The sequence below is a fragment of the Klebsiella sp. KPN54798 genome (assembly GCF_021184225.1).
Lineage (GTDB): Bacteria > Pseudomonadota > Gammaproteobacteria > Enterobacterales > Enterobacteriaceae > Klebsiella > Klebsiella pneumoniae.
The window spans coordinates 3,888,517-3,908,769 of record NZ_CP089234.1 but is presented as its reverse complement, the minus strand read 5'-3'; the positions used below and the strand labels follow the sequence as shown (position 1 = coordinate 3,908,769).

17 protein-coding genes are annotated in these 20,253 nt (G+C 59.0%); 5 read left to right on the top strand and 12 right to left on the bottom strand.

The window, feature by feature from the left end:
- The first annotated feature begins 42 nt into the window (after positions 1-42).
- Entirely contained in the window at positions 43-2,076 is a 2,034-nt protein-coding gene (betT, locus tag LPQ25_RS18860) for a choline BCCT transporter BetT (protein ID WP_004142478.1), read from the top strand.
- Between the two features lie 45 nt (positions 2,077-2,121).
- Here the strand turns inward: betT and ivy are convergent, their stop codons facing one another.
- Complete coding sequence (gene ivy, locus LPQ25_RS18855; protein WP_004178946.1) at positions 2,122-2,568, bottom strand: Ivy family C-type lysozyme inhibitor; 447 nt, start codon at positions 2,566-2,568, stop codon at positions 2,122-2,124.
- Positions 2,569-2,792: 224 nt separating this feature from the next.
- On the opposite strand from ivy, the gene LPQ25_RS18845 reads away from it, so the two are divergent.
- The gene (locus LPQ25_RS18845) at positions 2,793-4,049 is read left to right on the top strand and encodes a mechanosensitive ion channel family protein (RefSeq protein WP_012737609.1); all 1,257 of its coding nucleotides are present in this window, start codon (positions 2,793-2,795) and stop codon (positions 4,047-4,049) included.
- On the opposite strand, the gene LPQ25_RS18840 is transcribed toward LPQ25_RS18845, so the two are convergent.
- Positions 4,046-4,939 carry a LysR substrate-binding domain-containing protein gene (locus LPQ25_RS18840; RefSeq protein WP_012737610.1) on the bottom strand — a complete coding sequence of 298 codons (894 nt, stop codon included), beginning with the start codon at positions 4,937-4,939 and terminating at the stop codon, positions 4,046-4,048. The two genes, LPQ25_RS18845 and LPQ25_RS18840, sit on opposite strands and share 4 nt — an antisense overlap.
- A gap of 254 nt (positions 4,940-5,193) precedes the next feature.
- On the opposite strand from LPQ25_RS18840, the gene LPQ25_RS18835 reads away from it, so the two are divergent.
- On the top strand, positions 5,194-5,799 hold the full coding sequence (locus LPQ25_RS18835; protein WP_012737611.1) for a glutathione S-transferase: 606 nt from the start codon (positions 5,194-5,196) through the stop codon (positions 5,797-5,799).
- Positions 5,800-5,851: 52 nt separating this feature from the next.
- Here the strand turns inward: LPQ25_RS18835 and LPQ25_RS18830 are convergent, their stop codons facing one another.
- From LPQ25_RS18830 to LPQ25_RS18795, 8 genes are all read right to left on the bottom strand, one after another.
- Positions 5,852-6,637, bottom strand: coding sequence for an SDR family oxidoreductase (locus LPQ25_RS18830; protein WP_014907943.1), 786 nt, complete (start codon positions 6,635-6,637; stop codon positions 5,852-5,854).
- 200 nt (positions 6,638-6,837) lie between these two features.
- Entirely contained in the window at positions 6,838-7,635 is a 798-nt protein-coding gene (locus LPQ25_RS18825; RefSeq protein WP_004191416.1) for an SDR family oxidoreductase, read from the bottom strand.
- A 60-nt stretch (positions 7,636-7,695) separates the two neighbouring features.
- Complete coding sequence (locus LPQ25_RS18820) at positions 7,696-8,763, bottom strand: ABC transporter permease (RefSeq protein WP_002893591.1); 1,068 nt, start codon at positions 8,761-8,763, stop codon at positions 7,696-7,698.
- A 17-nt stretch (positions 8,764-8,780) separates the two neighbouring features.
- Positions 8,781-10,325 carry a sugar ABC transporter ATP-binding protein gene (locus tag LPQ25_RS18815; protein ID WP_002893593.1) on the bottom strand — a complete coding sequence of 515 codons (1,545 nt, stop codon included), beginning with the start codon at positions 10,323-10,325 and terminating at the stop codon, positions 8,781-8,783.
- Between the two features lies 1 nt (position 10,326).
- The gene (locus LPQ25_RS18810) at positions 10,327-10,947 is read right to left on the bottom strand and encodes a DUF2291 family protein (RefSeq protein WP_004176927.1); all 621 of its coding nucleotides are present in this window, start codon (positions 10,945-10,947) and stop codon (positions 10,327-10,329) included.
- 43 nt (positions 10,948-10,990) lie between these two features.
- On the bottom strand, positions 10,991-11,926 hold the full coding sequence (locus LPQ25_RS18805) for a D-ribose ABC transporter substrate-binding protein (protein ID WP_048336734.1): 936 nt from the start codon (positions 11,924-11,926) through the stop codon (positions 10,991-10,993).
- Between the two features lie 159 nt (positions 11,927-12,085).
- Complete coding sequence (locus LPQ25_RS18800) at positions 12,086-13,606, bottom strand: FGGY family carbohydrate kinase (protein ID WP_014907942.1); 1,521 nt, start codon at positions 13,604-13,606, stop codon at positions 12,086-12,088.
- A 348-nt stretch (positions 13,607-13,954) separates the two neighbouring features.
- Entirely contained in the window at positions 13,955-14,905 is a 951-nt protein-coding gene (locus LPQ25_RS18795; protein WP_002893602.1) for a sugar-binding transcriptional regulator, read from the bottom strand.
- A 374-nt stretch (positions 14,906-15,279) separates the two neighbouring features.
- On the opposite strand from LPQ25_RS18795, the gene LPQ25_RS18790 reads away from it, so the two are divergent.
- The gene (locus tag LPQ25_RS18790; protein ID WP_012737616.1) at positions 15,280-16,110 is read left to right on the top strand and encodes a transketolase; all 831 of its coding nucleotides are present in this window, start codon (positions 15,280-15,282) and stop codon (positions 16,108-16,110) included.
- A complete protein-coding gene (locus tag LPQ25_RS18785; protein ID WP_004210907.1) occupies positions 16,103-17,038 on the top strand; it encodes a transketolase family protein in 936 nt (311 codons plus the stop codon). The genes LPQ25_RS18790 and LPQ25_RS18785 overlap by 8 nt, the downstream gene beginning before the upstream one ends.
- A gap of 34 nt (positions 17,039-17,072) precedes the next feature.
- Here the strand turns inward: LPQ25_RS18785 and entD are convergent, their stop codons facing one another.
- On the bottom strand, positions 17,073-17,702 hold the full coding sequence (gene entD, locus LPQ25_RS18780) for an enterobactin synthase subunit EntD (RefSeq protein WP_004183335.1): 630 nt from the start codon (positions 17,700-17,702) through the stop codon (positions 17,073-17,075).
- Positions 17,703-17,768: 66 nt separating this feature from the next.
- Complete coding sequence (gene fepA / locus LPQ25_RS18775; RefSeq protein ID WP_012737617.1) at positions 17,769-19,997, bottom strand: siderophore enterobactin receptor FepA; 2,229 nt, start codon at positions 19,995-19,997, stop codon at positions 17,769-17,771.
- Between the last annotated feature and the right edge of the window lie 256 nt (positions 19,998-20,253).

Here is a 20,253-nt window from a genome sequence, read left to right as displayed (position 1 = left end):
GGATTTGGATTTTAATAGTTACAAAAACAGTGGGGATACTGGATGACAGATCTTTCGCAAAGCAGAGAAAAGGACAAAATCAATCCGGTGGTTTTTTATACCTCGGCCGGACTGATTTTGTTGTTTTCCCTGATGACGATCTTTTTTCGCGATTTTTCTGCCGAGTGGATTGGGCGCACCCTGGACTGGGTGTCGAAAACCTTCGGCTGGTACTATCTGCTGGCGGCGACGCTGTATATCGTCTTCGTCGTCTGCATTGCCTGCTCGCGCTTCGGCTCGGTGAAGCTCGGGCCGGAGCAGTCAAAGCCCGAGTTCAGCCTGCTGAGCTGGGCGGCGATGCTGTTCGCCGCCGGCATCGGCATCGACCTGATGTTCTTCTCGGTCGCCGAGCCGGTGACGCAATATATGCAGCCGCCGGAAGGGGCGGGGCAGACCATCGAAGCGGCGCGCCAGGCGATGGTCTGGACCCTGTTTCACTATGGCTTAACCGGATGGTCAATGTATGCCCTGATGGGCATGGCGCTGGGATACTTTAGCTATCGTTATAATTTGCCTCTCACCATCCGCTCGGCGCTGTACCCGATTTTTGGCAAACGGATCAATGGGCCCATCGGCCACAGCGTCGATATTGCGGCGGTGATCGGCACCATCTTCGGCATCGCCACCACCCTCGGTATCGGCGTCGTGCAGCTCAACTACGGTCTGAGCGTGCTGTTCGATATTCCGGACTCGCTGGCGGCGAAAGCGGCCCTGATTGCGCTGTCGGTGATCATCGCCACCATCTCGGTCACCTCCGGGGTGGACAAGGGCATCCGCGTGCTCTCCGAGCTGAACGTCGCCCTCGCGCTGGGGCTGATCCTGTTCGTGCTGTTCATGGGCGATACCTCCTTCCTGCTCAATGCGTTAGTGCTCAACGTCGGCGACTACGTCAATCGCTTTATGGGCATGACGCTGAACAGCTTCGCCTTCGACCGGCCGGTAGAATGGATGAACAACTGGACGCTCTTTTTCTGGGCGTGGTGGGTGGCCTGGTCGCCGTTTGTGGGCCTGTTCCTGGCGCGCATTTCGCGCGGGCGCACCATCCGCCAGTTTGTGATGGGCACCCTGATTATTCCCTTCACCTTTACCCTGCTGTGGCTGTCGGTGTTCGGCAACAGCGCGCTGTATGAGATCATCCACGGCGACGCGGCCTTTGCCCAGGAGGCGATGGCCCACCCGGAGCGCGGCTTCTACAGCCTGCTGGCGCAGTATCCGGCGTTTACCTTTAGCGCGTCGGTGGCGACCATCACCGGTCTGCTGTTTTACGTTACCTCCGCCGACTCCGGCGCGCTGGTGCTGGGGAATTTCACCTCGAAGCTGAAGGACATCAACAGCGACGCCCCGAACTGGCTGCGCATCTTCTGGTCGGTGGCCATCGGTCTGTTGACCCTCGGGATGCTGATGACCAACGGCATCTCGGCGCTGCAGAACACCACGGTGATCATGGGGCTGCCGTTCAGCTTTGTGATTTTCTTCGTGATGGCCGGACTGTATAAATCTCTGAAAGTGGAAGATTACCGCCGGGTCAGCGCCAGCCGCGACACCGCCCCGCGCCCGATGGGCCTCCAGGATCGTCTGAGCTGGAAGAAGCGCCTGTCGCGGCTGATGAATTACCCCGGCACGCGCTATACCAAACTGATGATGGAGACGGTGTGCTACCCGGCGATGGAGGAGGTGGCCCAGGAGCTGCGGCTGCGCGGCGCGGCGGTGGAACTGAAGAGCCTGCCGCCGGAAGAGGGTGAGAACCTTGGCCACCTCGATCTGCTGGTGCACATGGGCGACGAGCAGAACTTTATCTACAAGATCTGGCCGCAGCAGTACTCGGTGCCGGGCTTTACCTATCGGGCGCGCAGCGGGAAATCCACCTATTACCGGCTGGAGACCTTCCTGCTGGAGGGCAGTCAGGGTAACGACCTGATGGACTACAGCAAAGAGCAGGTGATCACCGATATTCTCGACCAGTACGAGCGGCACCTGAACTTTATCCATCTGCATCGGGAAGCGCCGGGGAACAGCGTGATGTTCCCGGATGGCTAATCAGGGAAGCCCCCGTCGGGGAAAGGCTGACGGGGGCGATGGTCGTTACTGGTAGTTAAAGGCGTCCGGGTGGTTGTCGAGGCTGCCGCTGAGGGCGGCAAACAGCACGGTTTTGCCATCGATGGACAGGGCATCGCTGACGTTAAGCCAGGTCAGCTTCTCCTGGTCGGTTTTTTCATCGACCACCGAGTAAACGCCGGACATCTGTTTGCTTTTTTCCGACCAGATCACCGCGATACGTTCATGGCCGCAGTCGTGGGGTTTGCAGGCGCTTAACACCTGCCAGGATTCGCTACCCAGCTTCACCGTCTGCGCGGGCGAACCGGTGCCGCCGGTGGTCACCCAGGCGGGCAGCTGATGGCCTTTGACCATCTGGTTAAACGACGCCCGGGTGGCGGCATCGTGAGCCAGACTGTTCAGCGTGACATCGCCTTGCGCCATAACGCTGGCGGAGGCGGCTAAGGCGACGATAGCGGTAAGAGCTTTAAACATGTTTCCTCCTGGACTTATTCCGTCCTCATAACAAGCCTCTTTATAGTGAGCGTAGAGAATGATTAATGCAAACTCTGACATATTTTCTGTGAATGATTAGAAACGGTGCGCGCATGGACGTTACGCTAAGCGATATGCCATGATGCGGATTGATTTATTTTCCAAATATATGCCCTTGGGATAAAGCAGTTAGCGAAGTGGCATAGTTATTCAGGCGATAAAGCATGGCGTATGTGAATCATCTACTGACGTTTATTGAGAGTAATCCGGCGCTGGCGGTGGGGTTTAATCTTATTCTGCTGCTGCTCTCCGGCATATTTGCCCATCTTTTATGCAAGTTCTTGCTGATTAAAGTGGTGCGTAAGGTCTTCTTTAGTAGCCACAAACAGGATGTGCCGCTGGAGAAGGATCGACGCATCGCCGAAAAGCTGTCCAATTTCATTCCGGTTATTATCGTCTATTACGTTCTGCAGTTTATGCCGGCGATGCCGGCATCGCTGGTGACGGCGATTAATACTATCTGCGGGATCTTGTTTTTTATTTTTATGTCGTTGTTTTTCAACGAGATGCTGGATATTGTCAACAGCTCCTATCTGCGAAAGACCAAACGTAAAAATCATTCCATTAAGGGCTATATCCAGATAGGCAAAATCTTAGTCCACATCCTGGCGGCGATTATGATCCTCGCCGTGATGTCGAACAAATCGCCGATCATTATCATCTCCAGTCTGGGGGCCGTGGCGGCGGTACTGATGATCGTGTTCCAGCATACTCTGCTGTCGCTGGTGGCGAACGTTCAGCTGTCGTCCAACGACGTGCTCCAGCTGGGGGACTGGATTGAAATGCCTGACAAGAACCTCAGCGGTGAGGTGACGGATATCGCGCTGCACACCATTACCATCCGTAACTGGGACAATACCATCTCCCGTATCCCGACCAAGAATTTCCTCACCGAGACCTATACCAACTGGCAGGCGATGTTCTCCTCCGGGGCGCGGCGGATCATGCGCAGTATCGCCATCGATCAACACTCGGTGCGTTTTCTCGACCAGGAGATGCTCTCCTCGATGCTGACCATCCGCGGGGTGAGTGAGCCTCTGGCGACGCTGCTTGACGGCCGGGATCCCGGCGGCGTGGCCGACCGCTGGTTTATCGATAACGGGCTGACCAACCTGACCCTGTTTCGCCACTATCTGATGCACTATCTCGCCGAGCGGCCGGATATTATTAAGGAGATGTACATTGTAGCGAGAACGCTGAAACCGTCGCCGTCGGGTATCCCGCTGGAGATTTACTGCTTCACCTCCTCGACGCTGTGGAAAGACTACGAAAACACCCAGTCGGCGATATTTGAGTACATTACCGCGGTGGCCGGACAGTTTTCCCTGCGCCTCTATCAGTATCCCGCCGGGCACGATTTCTGGCGTCTCTCCCAGGAGCACGCCGCCCGGACGGGCCTGCCGCCGTCGGCCGAAGGCTAAGCGCTGATCTGCTGGCGCCAGAGGGCGATCTCCTCCTCCAGCCAGGCGATGAACCGGGCGACTTCCGGCCGGTTCTCCGCCTGCGGGGAGACGGTTAGCCAGTAGTGCCAGGGGTAGGGGACGGTGACGGCGGTGAGCTGCACCAGCTCGCCGCGGGCTATCGCCCCCGCCACCAGGGAGCGCCGCTCCAGCGCCACGCCGGCCCCCAGGCGGACCGCCTCCAGCACCAGATTGGAGTCGTTCAGGCGCAGGCCTGAGGGGACGATCGGCTTTTCCAGCCCCGCCTGGCTGCACCAGGCGTTCCAGGACTCCATGGAAAAAATAATATCGCTGGCGGCGATCGCCTGCGGGGTGGTCGGCAGGTTACCGCCGCGATAGCCGGGGGCGGCGACCACCAGCTGTTCATCGGCAAACAGATGCCGGCTTTCCATTCCCTCCCAATCGCCTTGCCCCATGCGAATGGCCAGATCGATACCCTCCTGTTGCAGGTTAACCACCGCCAGGCTGGTCAGCAGGCGCACCGCGATCTGCGGATGCCGCGCCTGAAAGCGCGCCAGCCGCGGCAGCAGCCAGTGGCAGCCAAAGGAGGGGAGCGTCGCCAGGGTCACTTCCAGGGTGCGGGGTTTGATCTGCACCATGCGCGTGGCGTCGGCGATGTGCTGTAACGCCTCGCGGATTTGCAGGGCATAGAGCCGTCCTTCTTCCGTGATGCGCACTCCGCGGCCGTGGCGGATAAAGAGCGTGACGCCGACCAGGGCTTCCAGCTGTTTGATGTGCTGGCTGACCGCCGAATGGGTCACGCTCATCTCGTGGGCGGCCTGCGTTACGCTGCCGAGGCGCGCCACCGCCTCAAAGCTGCGCAGGCTGGCGACAGGGGGAAAATCTGCCATGGTGATCTCTCAGTCAGTGAGTCGATACGTTAACGTTACTACCGGGTTAGCGGGTTTTATAGCCGCCGCGAACAGGCTGAAAAAGGGGCTAAATGCCGCCTCAGTCGGTATAGCACAAGGGGGACTGGAGGGCTACAGCGAGTCGCCAATCTGTTAGTTTTACTAACCGTTGCGGTAAGTATCTGGTGATATTCGCGGCATCGGTTTTCCAGTAAGGTAAAGCCGCAACCTCTTTATCGCAGGCAGGAGTGACGATGAAACTCATTGGTATGATGGATTCACCTTATGTAAGACGCGTGGCGGTTTCTCTGGCGCTCTATGGCGTGGAATTCGAGAGCCTGCCGCTATCGGTCTTTAGCGGCTTTGACGAATTTTCCCGCATTAATCCGGTGGTCAAGGCGCCGACGGTGGTGCTCGATAACGGGAAGCAGCTGATGGACTCCACGCTGATCCTCCACTATTTCGAAACGACCAATCCGGCCGGGCGCCGGCTGCTTCCCACGCATCCCGAGGCGCTGGCCCGCGATCTGCACCTGCTGGGGGTGATCCTCGCCGCCTGTGAAAAAGCGGTCCAGCATGTTTATGAGCACCGTCTGCGGCCGGAAGAGAAGCAGCATCAGCCGTGGATAGCCCGGGTGACCGGCCAGCTGCTGGCCGCCTGCCGGGAGTGGGACGCCCGGCTGGCAGACCGCGCCGCCGCCGCGCAGCCGGATCAGGTGCTGGTCACCAGCACGGTGGTCTGGTCCTTTATCCAGTTGATGATCCCGGCGGTGGTGTCGGCCGCGGCGTTTCCGCATATTCGCGCGCTGGCGGAGAAGGGGGAGGCGCTGCCGGCGTTTCAACAGTATCCGCTGGGTTAACGGCAGGGGTGGAGAGGGGCGCCGCAGCGTGGCGCCCTGAAGCAGGAGAGGATCACCAGCAGACAAACCCGCCGTCGACCACCAGGTCTACGCCGGTGCAGAACGAGGCGGCGTCGCTGGCGAGGAACAGCGCCGGGCCGGCTATCTCTTCCACCTTCGCCATTCGCTGCATCGGCGTCTGGCTTTCAAACTCGCGGGTCTGGTGCACCATCTCCGGACGGGTATTCATCGGCGTGGCGGTATATCCCGGGCTAATGGAATTGACGCGGATCCCTTTGCCCACCCACTCCATCGCCAGGCTTTTCGACAGATGGATCACGCCGGCTTTGGAGCAGTTGTAATGCGCCTGGTCGAGGCCGCGGTTAACAATAATCCCCGACATCGAGGCGATATTGATAATCGACCCGCCGCCGGACTCCAGCATCAGTTCCGCTTCCGCTTTGCAGGAGTTCCATACGCCGGTGAGATTGATATCGATCACCCGCTGCCATTGCTCGCTCTCCATCTCCAGCGCCGGATTGGCGTTGGCGATCCCGGCGGCGTTGACGGCGATGTCGAGGCGGCCAAAGCGGTTTTTGGCCAGCGCAACGGCGGCGCGCAGGTCGGCAATCTGGCGGACATCGCCGGTAAAAGAACAAGCCTGACCGCCGATGGATTCAATATGGCTGACCGTTTCCGCCAGCCCGCCGTCGTCGCGAAGATCAAAACAGACTACCCGTGCACCCGCGCTGGCGAGGCTGCAGGCGATGGTCTGGCCGATGCCACTGCCGGCGCCGGTGACGAAAGCGACGCGATCCCGCAGGTTAAACAGCTGCTGTGCAAAGTCTTTACCGATCATAATGTTTACTCTCTTCAATATAGTGTCGAACGTCGGGAGCCCTGTTTCCCGAATGGCGGCGCGCCGCGCCTTATCCGGGCAACCTTTCGGCGGTGTTACGTAGCCCCGGTAAGCGAAGCGCCACCGGGGGACGTCCCGGCGTGGTGGCGCCAATGCGGGACGCCTTATTCGGGCTATGGGGCCCGCTAACCCGCGGGGGATTACGACATAATCAAACCGCCATCGATATTGATGGTCTGCCCGGTGAGATAGCGCGCGTCGTCGGAGGCGAGGAAGGCCACCAGCCCGGCCACGTCTTCCGGCTTACCGGCGCGTTTCATTGGGATCCCTTCGACCCATTCCGCCATCAGTTCGCCCTTGCCGTAGCGCTTCTGCTCGGTGCTGAGAATTTCGCCCCACACGCGGTCGTTGTAATCCCACATCTCGCTCTCAATGATGCCGGGGCAGAAGGCGTTGACGGTGATGTTCCACGGTGCCAGCTCGTGCGCCAGGCTTTGGGTAATGCCGATCACGCCCATTTTGCTGGCGGCGTAGTGCGGCGTGTAGATAAAACCCTGTCGCCCCTGGCCGGAAGAGGTGTTGATCAGGCTGCCGTGATTCTGTTTCACCATATATTTGGCCGCCTCGCGGCAGCACAGCCACACGCCGGTGGTGTTGACCGCCAGCACTTTTTCGAAATCGGCTTTTGGCATCCGGTCGTAGTAATCGATGGTGATCACCCCGGCGTTCTGAATGGAGACGTCGATGGTGCCGAAGCGGGCGGCGGCCTGCTCATACAGCGACTGCACCTGCGCTTCGTCGGTCACATCGACCTGCAGCGATAAAATATCCGCCTGATAGCGCTGACGCAGCGTTTCGGCGGTCTCGTGAACGCGCTCGGCGTTGGAGACCATCACCAGGTTTGCGCCGTCGCGGGCAAAGCGCTCGGCAATGCCTGCGCCGATGCCGCGGCAGGCGCCGGTGATCACCACCGTTTTGTTCTGGAAATCTCGTTGCATATTTTTTCCCTTTCGCTGAGCCGGGCACCAGGCCCGGCGGAAGATGTGAATCGTTGCCGGTTAGCTGGAGGTGGCGCCGTTGGGGGGGATGGCGGCCAGTTTTTCCTCGTGGCGGCGCATCAGGATGACCTTGCTCTGCAGCTTCTGCTGGAACTGGTCGACGACCACAGCGGTGACAATCACCACGCCTTTAATCACCATCTGCCAGAAGTCGCTGACGCCCATCATCACCATGCCGTCGGCAAGGAAGACGATGACGAAGGCGCCGATAATTGACCCGGTCACCCGGCCGCGGCCGCCGGCCAGCGCGGTACCGCCGAGCACGGTGGCGCCGATGGCGTCCATCTCAAACATGTTGCCGGTCATCGGGTGCGCGGTTTGCAGCTGTGATGCGACGATCAGGCCGACAAACGCCGCGCACAGGCCGGAGAAGGCATAGACGAATATTTTCGCTTTCACGATCGGCACGCCGGCGAGGCGGGCGGCAGACTCATTGCCGCCGATGGCGTAGATGTAGCGGCCAAGCGGCGTTTTAGTGGTCAGCCAGTAGCCCAGCACGAGGAAGCCGATCATCAGCCAGATCGGCAGATAGACGCCGAGCAGGGTGCCGGAGCCGAGGGTGGCGAAACCGGTGTTGCCCAGCGCTTCCATGCCGTTGAGATTCGGGTAGGTGCTCCCGTCGTTAAACAGCAGCGCGGAGCCGCGGGCGACGTACATCATGCCTAAGGTGCAGATAAACGGCGCCACGCCGAAGCGGGTGATCACCGCGCCGTTGACCAGACCGACCAGCACGCCGAAGATCGCCACGCAGAGGATCACCTCCGGGACATTAAAGAAGAGGATATCGCCGTTCCACAGCGGCAGGCCGTTGGTCAGCAGCGCGCCCGCCACCATGCCGCAGATCCCCGCTACCGCGCCGACGGACAAATCAATGCCGCCGGTGAGAATGACCAGCGTCATGCCGATGGCCAGCAGGCCGGTGATCGCCACGTGCTGGGTCATGATCAGCAGGTTAGAGGCGGTCAGGAAGTTGGGTACCATCACGCTGAAGAACGCGATCACCAGCAGGAGGGCGATAAAGGTGCGGGCCTTCAGCAGGTACATATAAATCATATATTTCTGGTTCATGATGGATTCCAGCCTGATTAATCTTGAGGTGTTGAAGCCGCGATTAACTGTTCGCGGGTCACCGCGTGACGCGGTAGATCGGCGGTAATGCGGCCATCGGCCATCACCAGGATGCGGTCGGCCAGGGCCATCACCTCATCCAGTTCCGAAGATGAGAACATCACCGCCAGCCCCTGCTGAGCCATTTTGCCGATCAGGTGATAGACGTCGGTTTTCGCGCCGACGTCGATGCCGCGCGTCGGTTCGTCGAGGAACACCACCTGCGGCTGGGTCATCAGCGCTTTACCCAGCACCACTTTTTGTTGATTGCCGCCGCTCAGCGAGGTGATGGGCAATGTGGCGTCGCTGACCTTGATCGCCAGCTGCTGGATCATCTCTTTCACGCAGGACTCTTCTTTCTGCGGGTTCAACCAGCGCCAGGCGCGGCGGAACCCCTGCAGGCTGAAATCAGAGAGCGTCATGTTGGCCTGAATCGACATCATCTGCACCACGCCTTCGCCCTGACGGTCCTCCGGCACCAGCGCCAGCCCCTTTTTCAGGCGCTGTTGAAAGCGAGATTTGCCGATGCTTTCGCCGTTAAGATGCACCTCGCCGCGCTGGCAGGGCATCAAGCCGACCAGGCCTTTAAACAGCTCGGTGCGCCCGGCGCCCAGCAGGCCGTAAATACCGATCACTTCGCCTTTGCTGAGGGTGAAGGTGACGTCATTGAGCTTGTAACCGCCGCTGGGATGCAGCGCGGTCAGCCCTTTGACGTCAAGCACTGCGTCGCCTTTTGGCGCCGGTTGATAATCAAAGTGTTTTTTCTTATCACCGACCATCTGCTCGATGATCCACGGTACGCTGGCGTCGCTGACGTGACGCTCGCTGATAAAGCGACCGTCGCGGAAAATGGTGATGTTGTCGCCAATCTCCATCAGCTCTTCGAGGCGATGCGAGATATAGATGATGGTCACGCCGCGGCGCTTAAGCTGCGCGATCACCTTGAACAGCACTTTGACCTCAGACTGGCTCAGCGCCGAGGTGGGCTCGTCCATGATCAGCACGCGGGTGTCTTTCGACAGGGCGCGGGCAATCTCGACTAACTGCTGGTGGCCGATACCGAGTTCACCCAGCGGAGCGTAAGGATCGACATCCAGCTCCAGCCGTTCCAGCAGCGATTTGGCCAGCGCGTACTGGTATTTTTCGTTAATGCGTCCTTTCTGAAAGAATTCATTCGCCATGAAGATGTTGTCCATCACATTCATATTGGGAAATAAATTCAGTTCCTGAAAAATAATACTGATGCCCAGTTTTTCTGCCTGATGCGTCGACTGTAATGAAACTGCTTCACCATCGAGGATAATTTGCCCGGAGGAGGGCGTTTCAACGCCGGCAAGCATTTTCATCATGGTGGATTTACCCGCACCATTTTCTCCGATCAGCACGTTGACCTTATTTCGATAGACCCGGTAATTGACATTATCCAGGGCGGTTACGCCGGGATAGACGCGCGACAGGCCGCGGGTTTCGATAATCACTTCGGACTCAACGGGCTGGGGAGCGACGAGATCGTGCGGCGCCATATTATTGTCCCCCTGCATGAATGATTTTCGCCGGGGTAATTTCCGGGAGAGTTTGCGGAATATCCCAGGCCGAGAAGACGCCGTACACCTCCACGCTGTCGCCGGTTTTGACGTTGGCTGTCTGAATCATTTTGACCGCCTGACTGTTGATATTCTTGCTGTACTCGCCGAACAGCACCTGGTCATTAAAGTCCTGATAGCTGGCGCCGCTGTAGCCGTCGCGCAGCTGGGTGCCGCGCAGGGTAGGGCCAATCTGCACCGTCACCTTCCCGACGCTGGCGTCGGACAGGGTCATTTTGCCGCTGCGCGAGGCGGTATCGAGTTTGCTGACGGTACCTGAAACCTTGACGTAGAAGATGCAGGGGTTTTCATCCTGCGCACGGTAGCCGAGGGTTTTACAGGCGCTATCAATGTCTTTTGCCGCCTTGAGCGCGCTCATCAGTTCCGCCGCCGGACGCGCTTTCGTCACCACCTGCGGTACAATGCTCTGCTGCCAGGTTTTATCCATATTCGCCATATGCGGGTTGGGCGGGGATTTCAGGTCTGCCAGCTCCTGCTGCGAGACGATGCGACAGCCCCCTAGCGCCAGTACGGCCAGCGTCAGACAGGTTTTCTTAAACATAATGCTCTCCTCTGCGCCCCCGCAGGGGCGCAACCACCCGAACTCAGGACTTAATGTTGAAATCCTGGACTTTATCGGCGTTATCCTGAGTAATCAGAATGCCGCGGAACATCACGTGCTGCTTCGCCGGCTTCTCGCCTTTTTGCAGGTAGTTATCCAGATCGGTGACGCCCTGAGCGGCGATGGCCTGCGCCTGCAGCATCACGGTTGCCTGCAGGGTGCCGGCTTTCACGGCGTCGCGCTCATCGTTGCTGCCGTCGATGCCGACGACGATCACATCGCTACGGTTGGCCGCTTTCAGCGCCGCAATCGCGCCGAGGGCTACCGGCCCGTTGCCACAGATGACGCCTTTCACGTCCGGGTGAGCCTGCAGAATGCTGTCCATAATGCGCTTGCCGTCGATCAGGGTGCCTTTGGCATCCTGTTTCGCCACGCTGACCATATCCGGATACTGGTCAATGACCTGATGGAAAGATTTAGAACGGGTGACGCAGTTATTATCGGCGAGGTTGCAGGTCAGCTCGGCGTATTTGCCTTTCTCCGCCATTTTCTCGACGAAGACGTTGGCGACCTCAGAGCCGGCCTGGAAGTTATTGTGGGTAATTTGTTCCAGCGCCACATCATCAACCGGAATTTCGCGGTTAATTAAGACCACCGGAATGCCCGCTTTTTTGGCTTTTTCAATGGCGGCGACGCTGGCGGTGGAGTCAGCGTTATCGAGAATAATGCCCTGCACTTTTTTACCAATCGCGGTGTCGATAAGCTCATTCTGCTTTTTGACATCTTCGCCATGGGACAGCACGGTGGTTTTGTAGCCGAGAGCTTGCGCTTTTTCGCTGGCGCCTTTGGCTTCCGAGGCGTAATACGGGTTATCCAGCGAGTTGACCATGATCATAATGGTGCCTTTCTCCGCGGCGTGCGCGGCAAAGGTGAAGGCGGTCAGGGTCGCAGCGGTTAAAAGAGTTAAACGTAATTTCATGACTCTGTTCCTATATTTTTATATTCGAACAAATGAGCCCCTGAGCGGGCAGGCTTTTACGGTCTGAAATTTCCCCTGATGTATTCGGGGATAGCGATATCGTTATGGGCCGGGTTTCTCCTGTGATAAGTGAATGCGTGTCGTCGCGCAGTCTGGCGGTCAGGCTGGCGAGTCCGGTTTCCATAATGTTCGGTCGACCGCATGGCGCCACTCCTGCCAGCGCGTTTGTAAACGCTGGTGGCGGGCCATGTCGGGCTGAAAGGTGCTGTGTTCGGTTAAGAAGGCCTGCAGATCGGCGGTCGACCCCGGATGGAGCGCTTTGCGCGCCAGCAACGCCGCGCCGATGGCGGACAGCTCCGGCACGTCGCTGCGCATCACCGGGCAGCCGAGCAGATCGGCCTGGTATTGCATCAGCCAGTCATTGTTGGTCGGCCCGCCGTCCACCATCAACGCCGTCAGGGTGAACTCCTCATGCTGACGCATCGCCACCACCACGTCGGCTATCTGATAGGTGATGGACTCCAGCGCCGCACGGATCAGATGCGCGCGTTTCACCCCGCGACTCAGGCCGCAAATCACGCCGCGGGCGCTGTCGTCCCACCAGGGCGCGCCAAGACCGGTCAGCGCCGGCACGAAGTAGACCCCGAGGGTTGAATCGACGGAGGCGGGGAGGGTATTCAGCTCATGGGCCAGCTCGGCGGCAGAGAGTTCGCTCAGTCCGGTGCTGTCCGCCATCCAGGCGACAGCATCGCCGGTGTGGGGAATATTCCCTTCCAGGCCCCACACCAGCTGGTCGCCATCGTGCCAGGCGACAGTGGTCGCCAGCGCGTCGATATCGCACTGCGCCGATTTGACCGGGGCCATGACCGAAGAGCCGGTGCCGTAGGTGGCTTTGACGCAGCCTGCCTCGCCGAGCGCGTGGCCGAACAGTGCCGCGTGGGAGTCGCCGATCATCGCCATGATCGGAATACCGTCCGGAATGGCGGCCAGTCCTTTGGTATGGCCGAAGAGGCCGCTCGATGATTTAATGTCCGGCAACGCCGCGCGCGGAATGCCGAACAGCGCCAGCATCTCGTCGTCCCACTCGCCGCGGTGCAGGTTCAGCAGCTGGGTGCGGGCGGCATTGGAGTAGTCGCAGCAGAAGGCTTCTCCAGCAGTCAGATTCCACAGCAGCCAGCTGTCGATGGTGCCGAGGCAAATTTCGCCGCGTTCGGCGCGCAGGCGGCCATCCGCAGTCGCATCCAGCAGCCAGCGCATTTTGGAGGCCGAGAATAGCGGGGCGATCGGCAGGCCGGTGGCCTGTTTAATACGCTGTTCCTGACGATCGTGACGCAGCGTATCGCAGAACGCGGCGCTGCGGGTGCATTGCCAGGTGATCGCCGCGTTAATCGGTTCGCCGCTGTCGCGATACCAGCCGATGGCGGTTTCCCGCTGGTTGCTGATGGCCAGCGCGGCGACGTTTTCCGCGCCAACGTGGGCCACCGCGCTGGCGATCACCGCCAGCGAGGCGGTAACCAGCGCTTCGCCCGATTGCTCCACCCAGCCGTCGCGCGGCGTTTGGATCGCCAGCGGCTGCGAGAATTTGACGATAACCTTGCCCCGGCTATCCAGCACCACCGCTTTGGCGTTGGTGGTGCCTTCATCCAGGGCAATGATGAACTCTTTTGCTGTCGCCTGCATCGTGCTCTCCTCGGTCACTCGGTGTCCTGGAACCGCGAAGACGAGGAATATCTCCCACCGTCTCCTGCGTCTGTGCAGGCCATGTTGTGACATTTCGTTATCATCTTTTTAATCACTGAATATATATTCGATAGTGATTATTTATTTGATACCTTAAGCCACAAACCCGGTGACGGGCTACCGGAAAAATCATCAATTGTGCTGGCAATCACATTTCGCCGATCGGCGAAAGCGGCGATAGACGGCTGGAGTGGTTGATTAACTGATTGAATTTAAATGTTTTACCAGAGCCAGCCCTGAAGCTAAAAAAGCACGTCAGGGCGGCAGAGAGGCAACCAGCGCGGCAGGTTAGTCGCTAACCAGCATTCGGGCGGTAGGGTAATCGGTGATTAAAACATCAATGTAGCCGCCGGTGAGGGCGCCTTTGATGGCCGCGACTTTGTCGGTACCGCCGGCCAGCGCGACCACGTTCGGGCATTTTTTGACCTTCTCCAGCGCCATACCGATCACCGGATCTTCATCATCGCGTAACACCGGATGGCCGTTTTTGTCGTAGTAGTGCAGGCAGATATCACCCACCGCGCCGCGCGCCGCCAGCACCTGCAGCATATCTTCGTGATAGTAGTTACCGGAGGTTTTCAGCAGTTGAGAGGGTTCGAGAATGCCGATGCCGACGATGGCGATATCCACTTCATCAAAGCGCGACACCACGTCAGCGACGTCTTTGCTGGCCAGCAGCCGGTTGCGCTCCTCCATGGATCCTTCGATGCTCTGTGACGGCAGCAGCCAGGCGTCGCAATTCAGGCGCTGGGCGAGGGTCTGGGTAAGAATCGTCGCCTGCACGTTACCGTTTGGCCCGACGCCGCCGAGCAGTTGGATCACGCCGCTGGCTTTCAGGTTTTGCGCATGAACTTCATCGACCATCGCGCGAATGGTTGAGCTCCACGAGGAGACGCCAATCAGATCTTTTGGCCGCAGCCGGGTTTCCAGATAGTGGGCGGCGGCGGAGCCAATCGCCCGCTTGATGGTATGATCGCTGGCCTCTTCCTCGGTATCCACCACCACCGCCTGCTTAAGGCCGTAGCGATCCTCAAGCCCTTTTTCCAGCTTCAGAAAGATGTTGGACGGCTGAACGACGCTGATCTTGACGACGCCTTCTTTCTGGCAGCGGGTAATGGCGCGGGAGACAAATGACTGAGACAGCGAGAGAAGTTGGGCGATATCAGACTGCTTTCGTCCTTCCAGATAGTAAAGCGTGGCAATCTTAACCAATAGCCGTTGTTCATCCTGCTTAGCCATATTAATCCTCGAAAATCATTTATCGCCTTTCTTCAGGCGGTTAGCTGCAGCCATTATCGTAGTGACTTTTATCATACGCGAAAAAAAATCAGACTTAAGTGTGACAGGCGTCTAACTTTTGCCAATCCTCAAAATCGACTATGGACAAAAACAAAACAGCCAGGCCATAATCGAATAAAGAATCATTGTTGAATATATATTCAAGGCGATTTCGAATCAATGTGTTTATCCGGGCTTCGCCTGGAGCGGGAGGCAGAATGTTCCTGAGTAGGGCGCTGTGGCAGAAGGCTTACCACCCGGCATAGGGATATCTGGTTTTTTTAGTCCTTGCTGGAATAAATATTCCATGCTGAAAATAAATTCAGAGGTGTGAAATGAATCCCTACAGATATGATATTCAGACGCTGGAGCGTAAAGCCCGCGCGGTGCGGCGCCATATTGTGCGCTTAAACGCCAATAGTCCGGCCGGCGGCCACACCGGGGCTGACCTTTCGCAGGTCGAACTGTTAACCGCGCTCTATTTCCGCGCCCTTAACGTCGCGCCGGACCGGCTCGACGACCCGCAGCGCGATATCTACATCCAGTCGAAAGGCCACGCCGTGGGCTGCTACTACTGCGTCCTGGCGGAAGCCGGCTTCTTCCCGGTCGAGTGGCTGGAGACCTACCAGCATGCCAATTCCCATCTCCCCGGCCACCCGGTGCGGCAAAAAACGCCGGGCATCGAGCTCAACACCGGCGCGCTGGGCCACGGTTTGCCTGTTGCGGTGGGGCTGGCGCTGGCCGCGAAGAAAAGCAACAGCACCCGCCGCATTTTTTTGATCACCGGCGACGGCGAACTGGCGGAAGGCAGTAACTGGGAAGCCGCCCTGGCGGCTGCACATTACGGCCTGGATAATCTGGTCATTATTAATGATAAGAACAACCTCCAGCTGGCCGGGCCGACGCGCGAAATCATGAATACCGATCCGCTGGCCGATAAATGGAAGGCCTTCGGGATGACGGTAACAGAATGCCAGGGTAACGATATGTCCTCGGTGGTCGCGGCCATCGAGGGGTTGAAGCAGGAAGGTAAACCCAACGTTATTATTGCCAACACCACGAAAGGTGCCGGTATTTCCTTTATCCAGGGGCGCCCGGAGTGGCACCACCGGGTGCCGAAAGGCGAAGAAATTGCACTGGCACTGGAGGAACTGAAAGATGAGTAATGCAGAACACCTGGCTAACGTCATGGTCGAAGCCTTTATCGCCGCCGTGGAGCGCGGCGTCGATCTGGTGCCGGTGGTAGCCGACTCCACGTCAACGGCCAAAATCGCGCCGTTTATTAAACAGTTCCCCGGCCGGCTGGTGAACGTCGGCATCGCCGAGCAGAGCATGGTCGGCACCGCCGCCGGTCTGGCGCTGGGCGGAAAAGTGGCGGTGACCTGTAACGCTGCGCCGTTTCTTATCTCGCGGGCCAATGAGCAAATCAAAGTGGATGTCTGTTACAACAACACCAACGTCAAGCTGTTTGGCCTAAACGCCGGGGCCAGCTACGGTCCGCTGGCCAGCACCCACCATTCAATTGATGACCTGGCGGTGATGCGCGGCTTCGGCAATATCCAGATCTTCGCCCCCTCCACGCCGCGCGAATGTCGGCAGATCATAGACTATGCCCTTGCTTATCAGGGCCCGGTCTATATTCGTCTCGATGGCAAGGCGCTGCCGGAGCTGCTTGACGAGTCGTATCGCTTTGTTCCTGGCGCTGTGCTGACCCTGCGTGAAGGCGAGGACGTCGCGCTGGTGGCCACCGGTTCGACGGTGCATGAGGTGGTGGAGGCGGCGCAGCAGCTTGCCGACCTCGGTATCCAGGCGAAAGTGGTCAGCGTGCCGTCGATTCGCCCCTGCGATACCGCGGCGCTGCTGGCGGCGCTCCAGCCATGTGGTTCGGTGATCACCGTCGAAGAGCATAACGTCAACGGCGGGTTGGGTAGCCTGGTGGCGGAAGTGCTGGCGGAAGCGGGCGTGGGCATTGCCCTGCAGCGGTTGGGGATCCCGGACGGGGAGTACGCCGCCGCCGCCGATCGCGGCTGGATGCGTCAGTACCATGGATTTGATGCCGCCGCCATCGTTGCCCTGGTGCAAAAAAGAGACTGATGGCCTGAACGCCCGTTGCGTGAAGCGCGGGCGTTTACTGCTGCAATGCGCAAAGTGTAATGACCTGCTCCTCCGACGCTATCCAGTGCAAGAGATAGCGCTGCTCCGCAAACATAAGCGCTAAGGTGCTTGCCGTTATTTCCACGATCTGAAAATCGGCGAACCCCAGCGCGCGCTGATTTGCCGCAGGCGTCGCCTTAAACCCACTCTCTTTCGCCGAAAACGCCAGCGTCAGCGCCAGCGGGAAGGGCAGGCCGCTGTGCAGCAGCGCCGTTTTTTCCGCCGGGCTGATAATGCTGCTCTCCAGCTCCGCGGCCAGCTGTGGGGTAAACCGGCGCTCGATATCGACGCCCACCGGCCGATCGGCGATCACCGCCAGCGCGCGCTGGCCGCAATGACTTATGCTGCCGAACCAGGGCGTGGGCCACAGCGGCTGGCGCCGATCGCCGATGGCGGGAAGCCGTTTCTCCCCCACCTCGCGCAGGGCGTATGCCGCGGCGATGCGTCCGGCCAGGTGCTCCGCCTGCCGCTTGCGGCCCCACCCGGTCAGGCTGGCGTGATAGGGCAGCCAGAACAGATCTTCAGGCTGGAAAGTCGCCGGGTCGAAGTCGATCTGCTGGATGGTATAGCCGGCCAGAGGCAAAACGGTGCGATGGTGGCGCATAGGATAAGGTTACCGCGGTTGCCCCCGCCCTTTGTCCAGCAAGGGCAGGGGAGGGAGAACCCGCTATCAGAAGTGGGTGTTGACGCTCAGGTACCAGGTGCGGCCCGATTCATTGTAGGTCTCGGCGCCGGCGCCGTACATCGTGCCGGTGGCGCCCCCGGTGGTCTGGGCGTTGCCCGCGCGCCAGTGGCGCTTATCGAAGACGTTATCCACGCCGCCGGTCAGACTGACGTATTTGGTGACGTCCCAGGTCGCGCTCAGGCCGAGGATGCTGTAGGGGCTAACCTCGTTCTTCTCGCTGCCGGTGACCGGTTGACCCTTGTAGTTGTACTTCTTCGGCTCCTGCTTGCCGTACCAGGTGAAGGTCGACTGCAGCGAAACGTCATCGCGAACCTGCCAGCTCAGGGTGGAGTTCAGCGTGTATTCCGGGATAATCGACAGACGATCGCCGGTCTTTTTGTTCTTACTCTGCAGCATATAGGTGATGTTGTTGGTCCAGTTGACGGTCTCGCTCACCGGAACGTTCAACGTCCCCTCCAGACCTTCCACCACCGCTTTCGGCACGTTTTCCCACTGGTAGAGATCGGTACCTTTATTGTTTTGATAGACCGGGGCATAGCCCGCTTCAATCTTGTTGCGGTAGTCGTTGCGGAACCAGGTGACGCCAGCCAGCCAGCCGTCGCGTTTAAACTCGAGGCCAATCTCTTTGTTGATGCTGGTCTCGGCTTTTAAGTCGTCGTTACCCTGCAGATAGCAGCCGTCTTTACTGGCATAGCAGCCCTGGCCTTTACTGTAGAGAATGTAGTTCGGGTTGGTCTGATACAGGCTCGGCGCTTTATAGGCGCGGGCGATGCCCATCTTCAGCGTGAAGTCATCCCACAGGCCCTGCGACAGGTTGAGGGACGGGCTCCAGTTATTGCCCACGATGCTGTGATGATCGAAACGCAGCGCCGGGGTCAGCATGGTGGTGTCGGTCAGCTCCATGTTGTTCTCAGCGAACAGCGAGAAGATTTCCGCCTGCGAGTACGGGCTGCGGCCGGTGCTGTCGTAGCCCGGGATGCTGCCGCCCGACAGCGCCTGGGTATTGGAGGCGTTATCCTTCATCCGCTGCTGGTTCCACTCGCTGCCCAGCGTCAGGTTCTGATTAACCAGATAGTCGAAGGGAATGCTGACTTCGCTGTGCAGCATCACATCCGCCAGATCGATATCCGTGAACTGGTTGCTGTTAAAGATCCCCTCGGTGCCGCCGGCCAGGCCTTCGCCTTTGCGCGAGTTGCGGGTGCGTTCGTACTGCGCCCAGTTGCTGGTGGTCACCCCGTTGTCCCAGGCGCCGTTCCAGGTAACCGAGTAGGTGTTGCGATACAGACGGTTGGTCTCTTTGCCGTAGTTCTCTTTTACCAGGTCGTTGGAGTTGGTGTTCTGGGTATCGCCGGCGTAGAGGTTGCCCTGGCGGCTGTAGCCGGCCTCAAACTCCAGCGACTGCATCGGAGCGAATTCCCAGCGCACCAGACCATCGATGTTTTTGTTTTTCACCCCTTCGCGCCCGGCCGGCAGAGTATCGGCATAGATCCCGGTACGCTCGGACTGATGGCCCTGGTTGATATCCCAGGCGTCAGCCTGCGTTTTGTCGAGGTTACCGAACAGGCGGAAGCTAAAATCGCCGCCCAGCGGGCCGCTGAGGCTGAAGTTAGTGCGTTTGGTGGAGCCTTCATCCTTGTGCTCCGGGGCGTTCATATAGGTGTTCCATGAGCCGTGCCACTCATCGCCGGTTTTTTTGGTGATGATATTCACCACGCCGCCGGCGGCGCCGTTGCCGTAGCGGGCGGCGGCCGGGCCGCGAATCACTTCGATACGTTCGATCATCTCCGGCGGCACCCAGCTGGTATCGCCGCGGGTGTCGCGCTCGCCGCGCCAGCCAAGGCGCACGGAGTTGCGGCTGGTGACCGGCTTGCCGTCGATCAGGATCAGGGTATTTTCCGGGCCCATGCCGCGGATATCAATCTGGCGGTTGTTGCCGCGCTGGCCGCTGGTGGAGTTGCCGGTCAGGTTGACCCCCGGCATGGTGCGAATGATCTCCGAGACGTCGCGCGCCGGGGGGCGTTTGCGGATCTCATCGGCGGTGATGGTGGAGACGCCCGGCGCCTGCAGGTTCTGCTCGGCGGCGGTGACCACCATGGTCTCTTCAGCGGCGCTGTTTTTATCGTCGGTGGCGGTTTCCGCTGCGCTTAACGGAAAAGCAACCCCGTAAATTCCCAGATTGACCAGCAAGGCCAGGGATTTGATCCTGTTATTCATTGTTATTCCTGCTTTTTGTCGCCACGTTCCCCAAACGCCCCTTCCCACCGGGAGGGGAGGCGGCATAAATGTTGCCAAAAGCGGGCAAAGGCACTCCGTCGCTGGCTGAATAAGCCCGATTTGACATGTTCTGATGAAAGACGCGCTTCCCACGGCGCGCTAATACGCTATTGCAAATGCAAATAGTTATCAATAATATTATCAATAAATAATGACAATTAATTAAAAAAGTCACGCTATACATAGGGTTAATGAC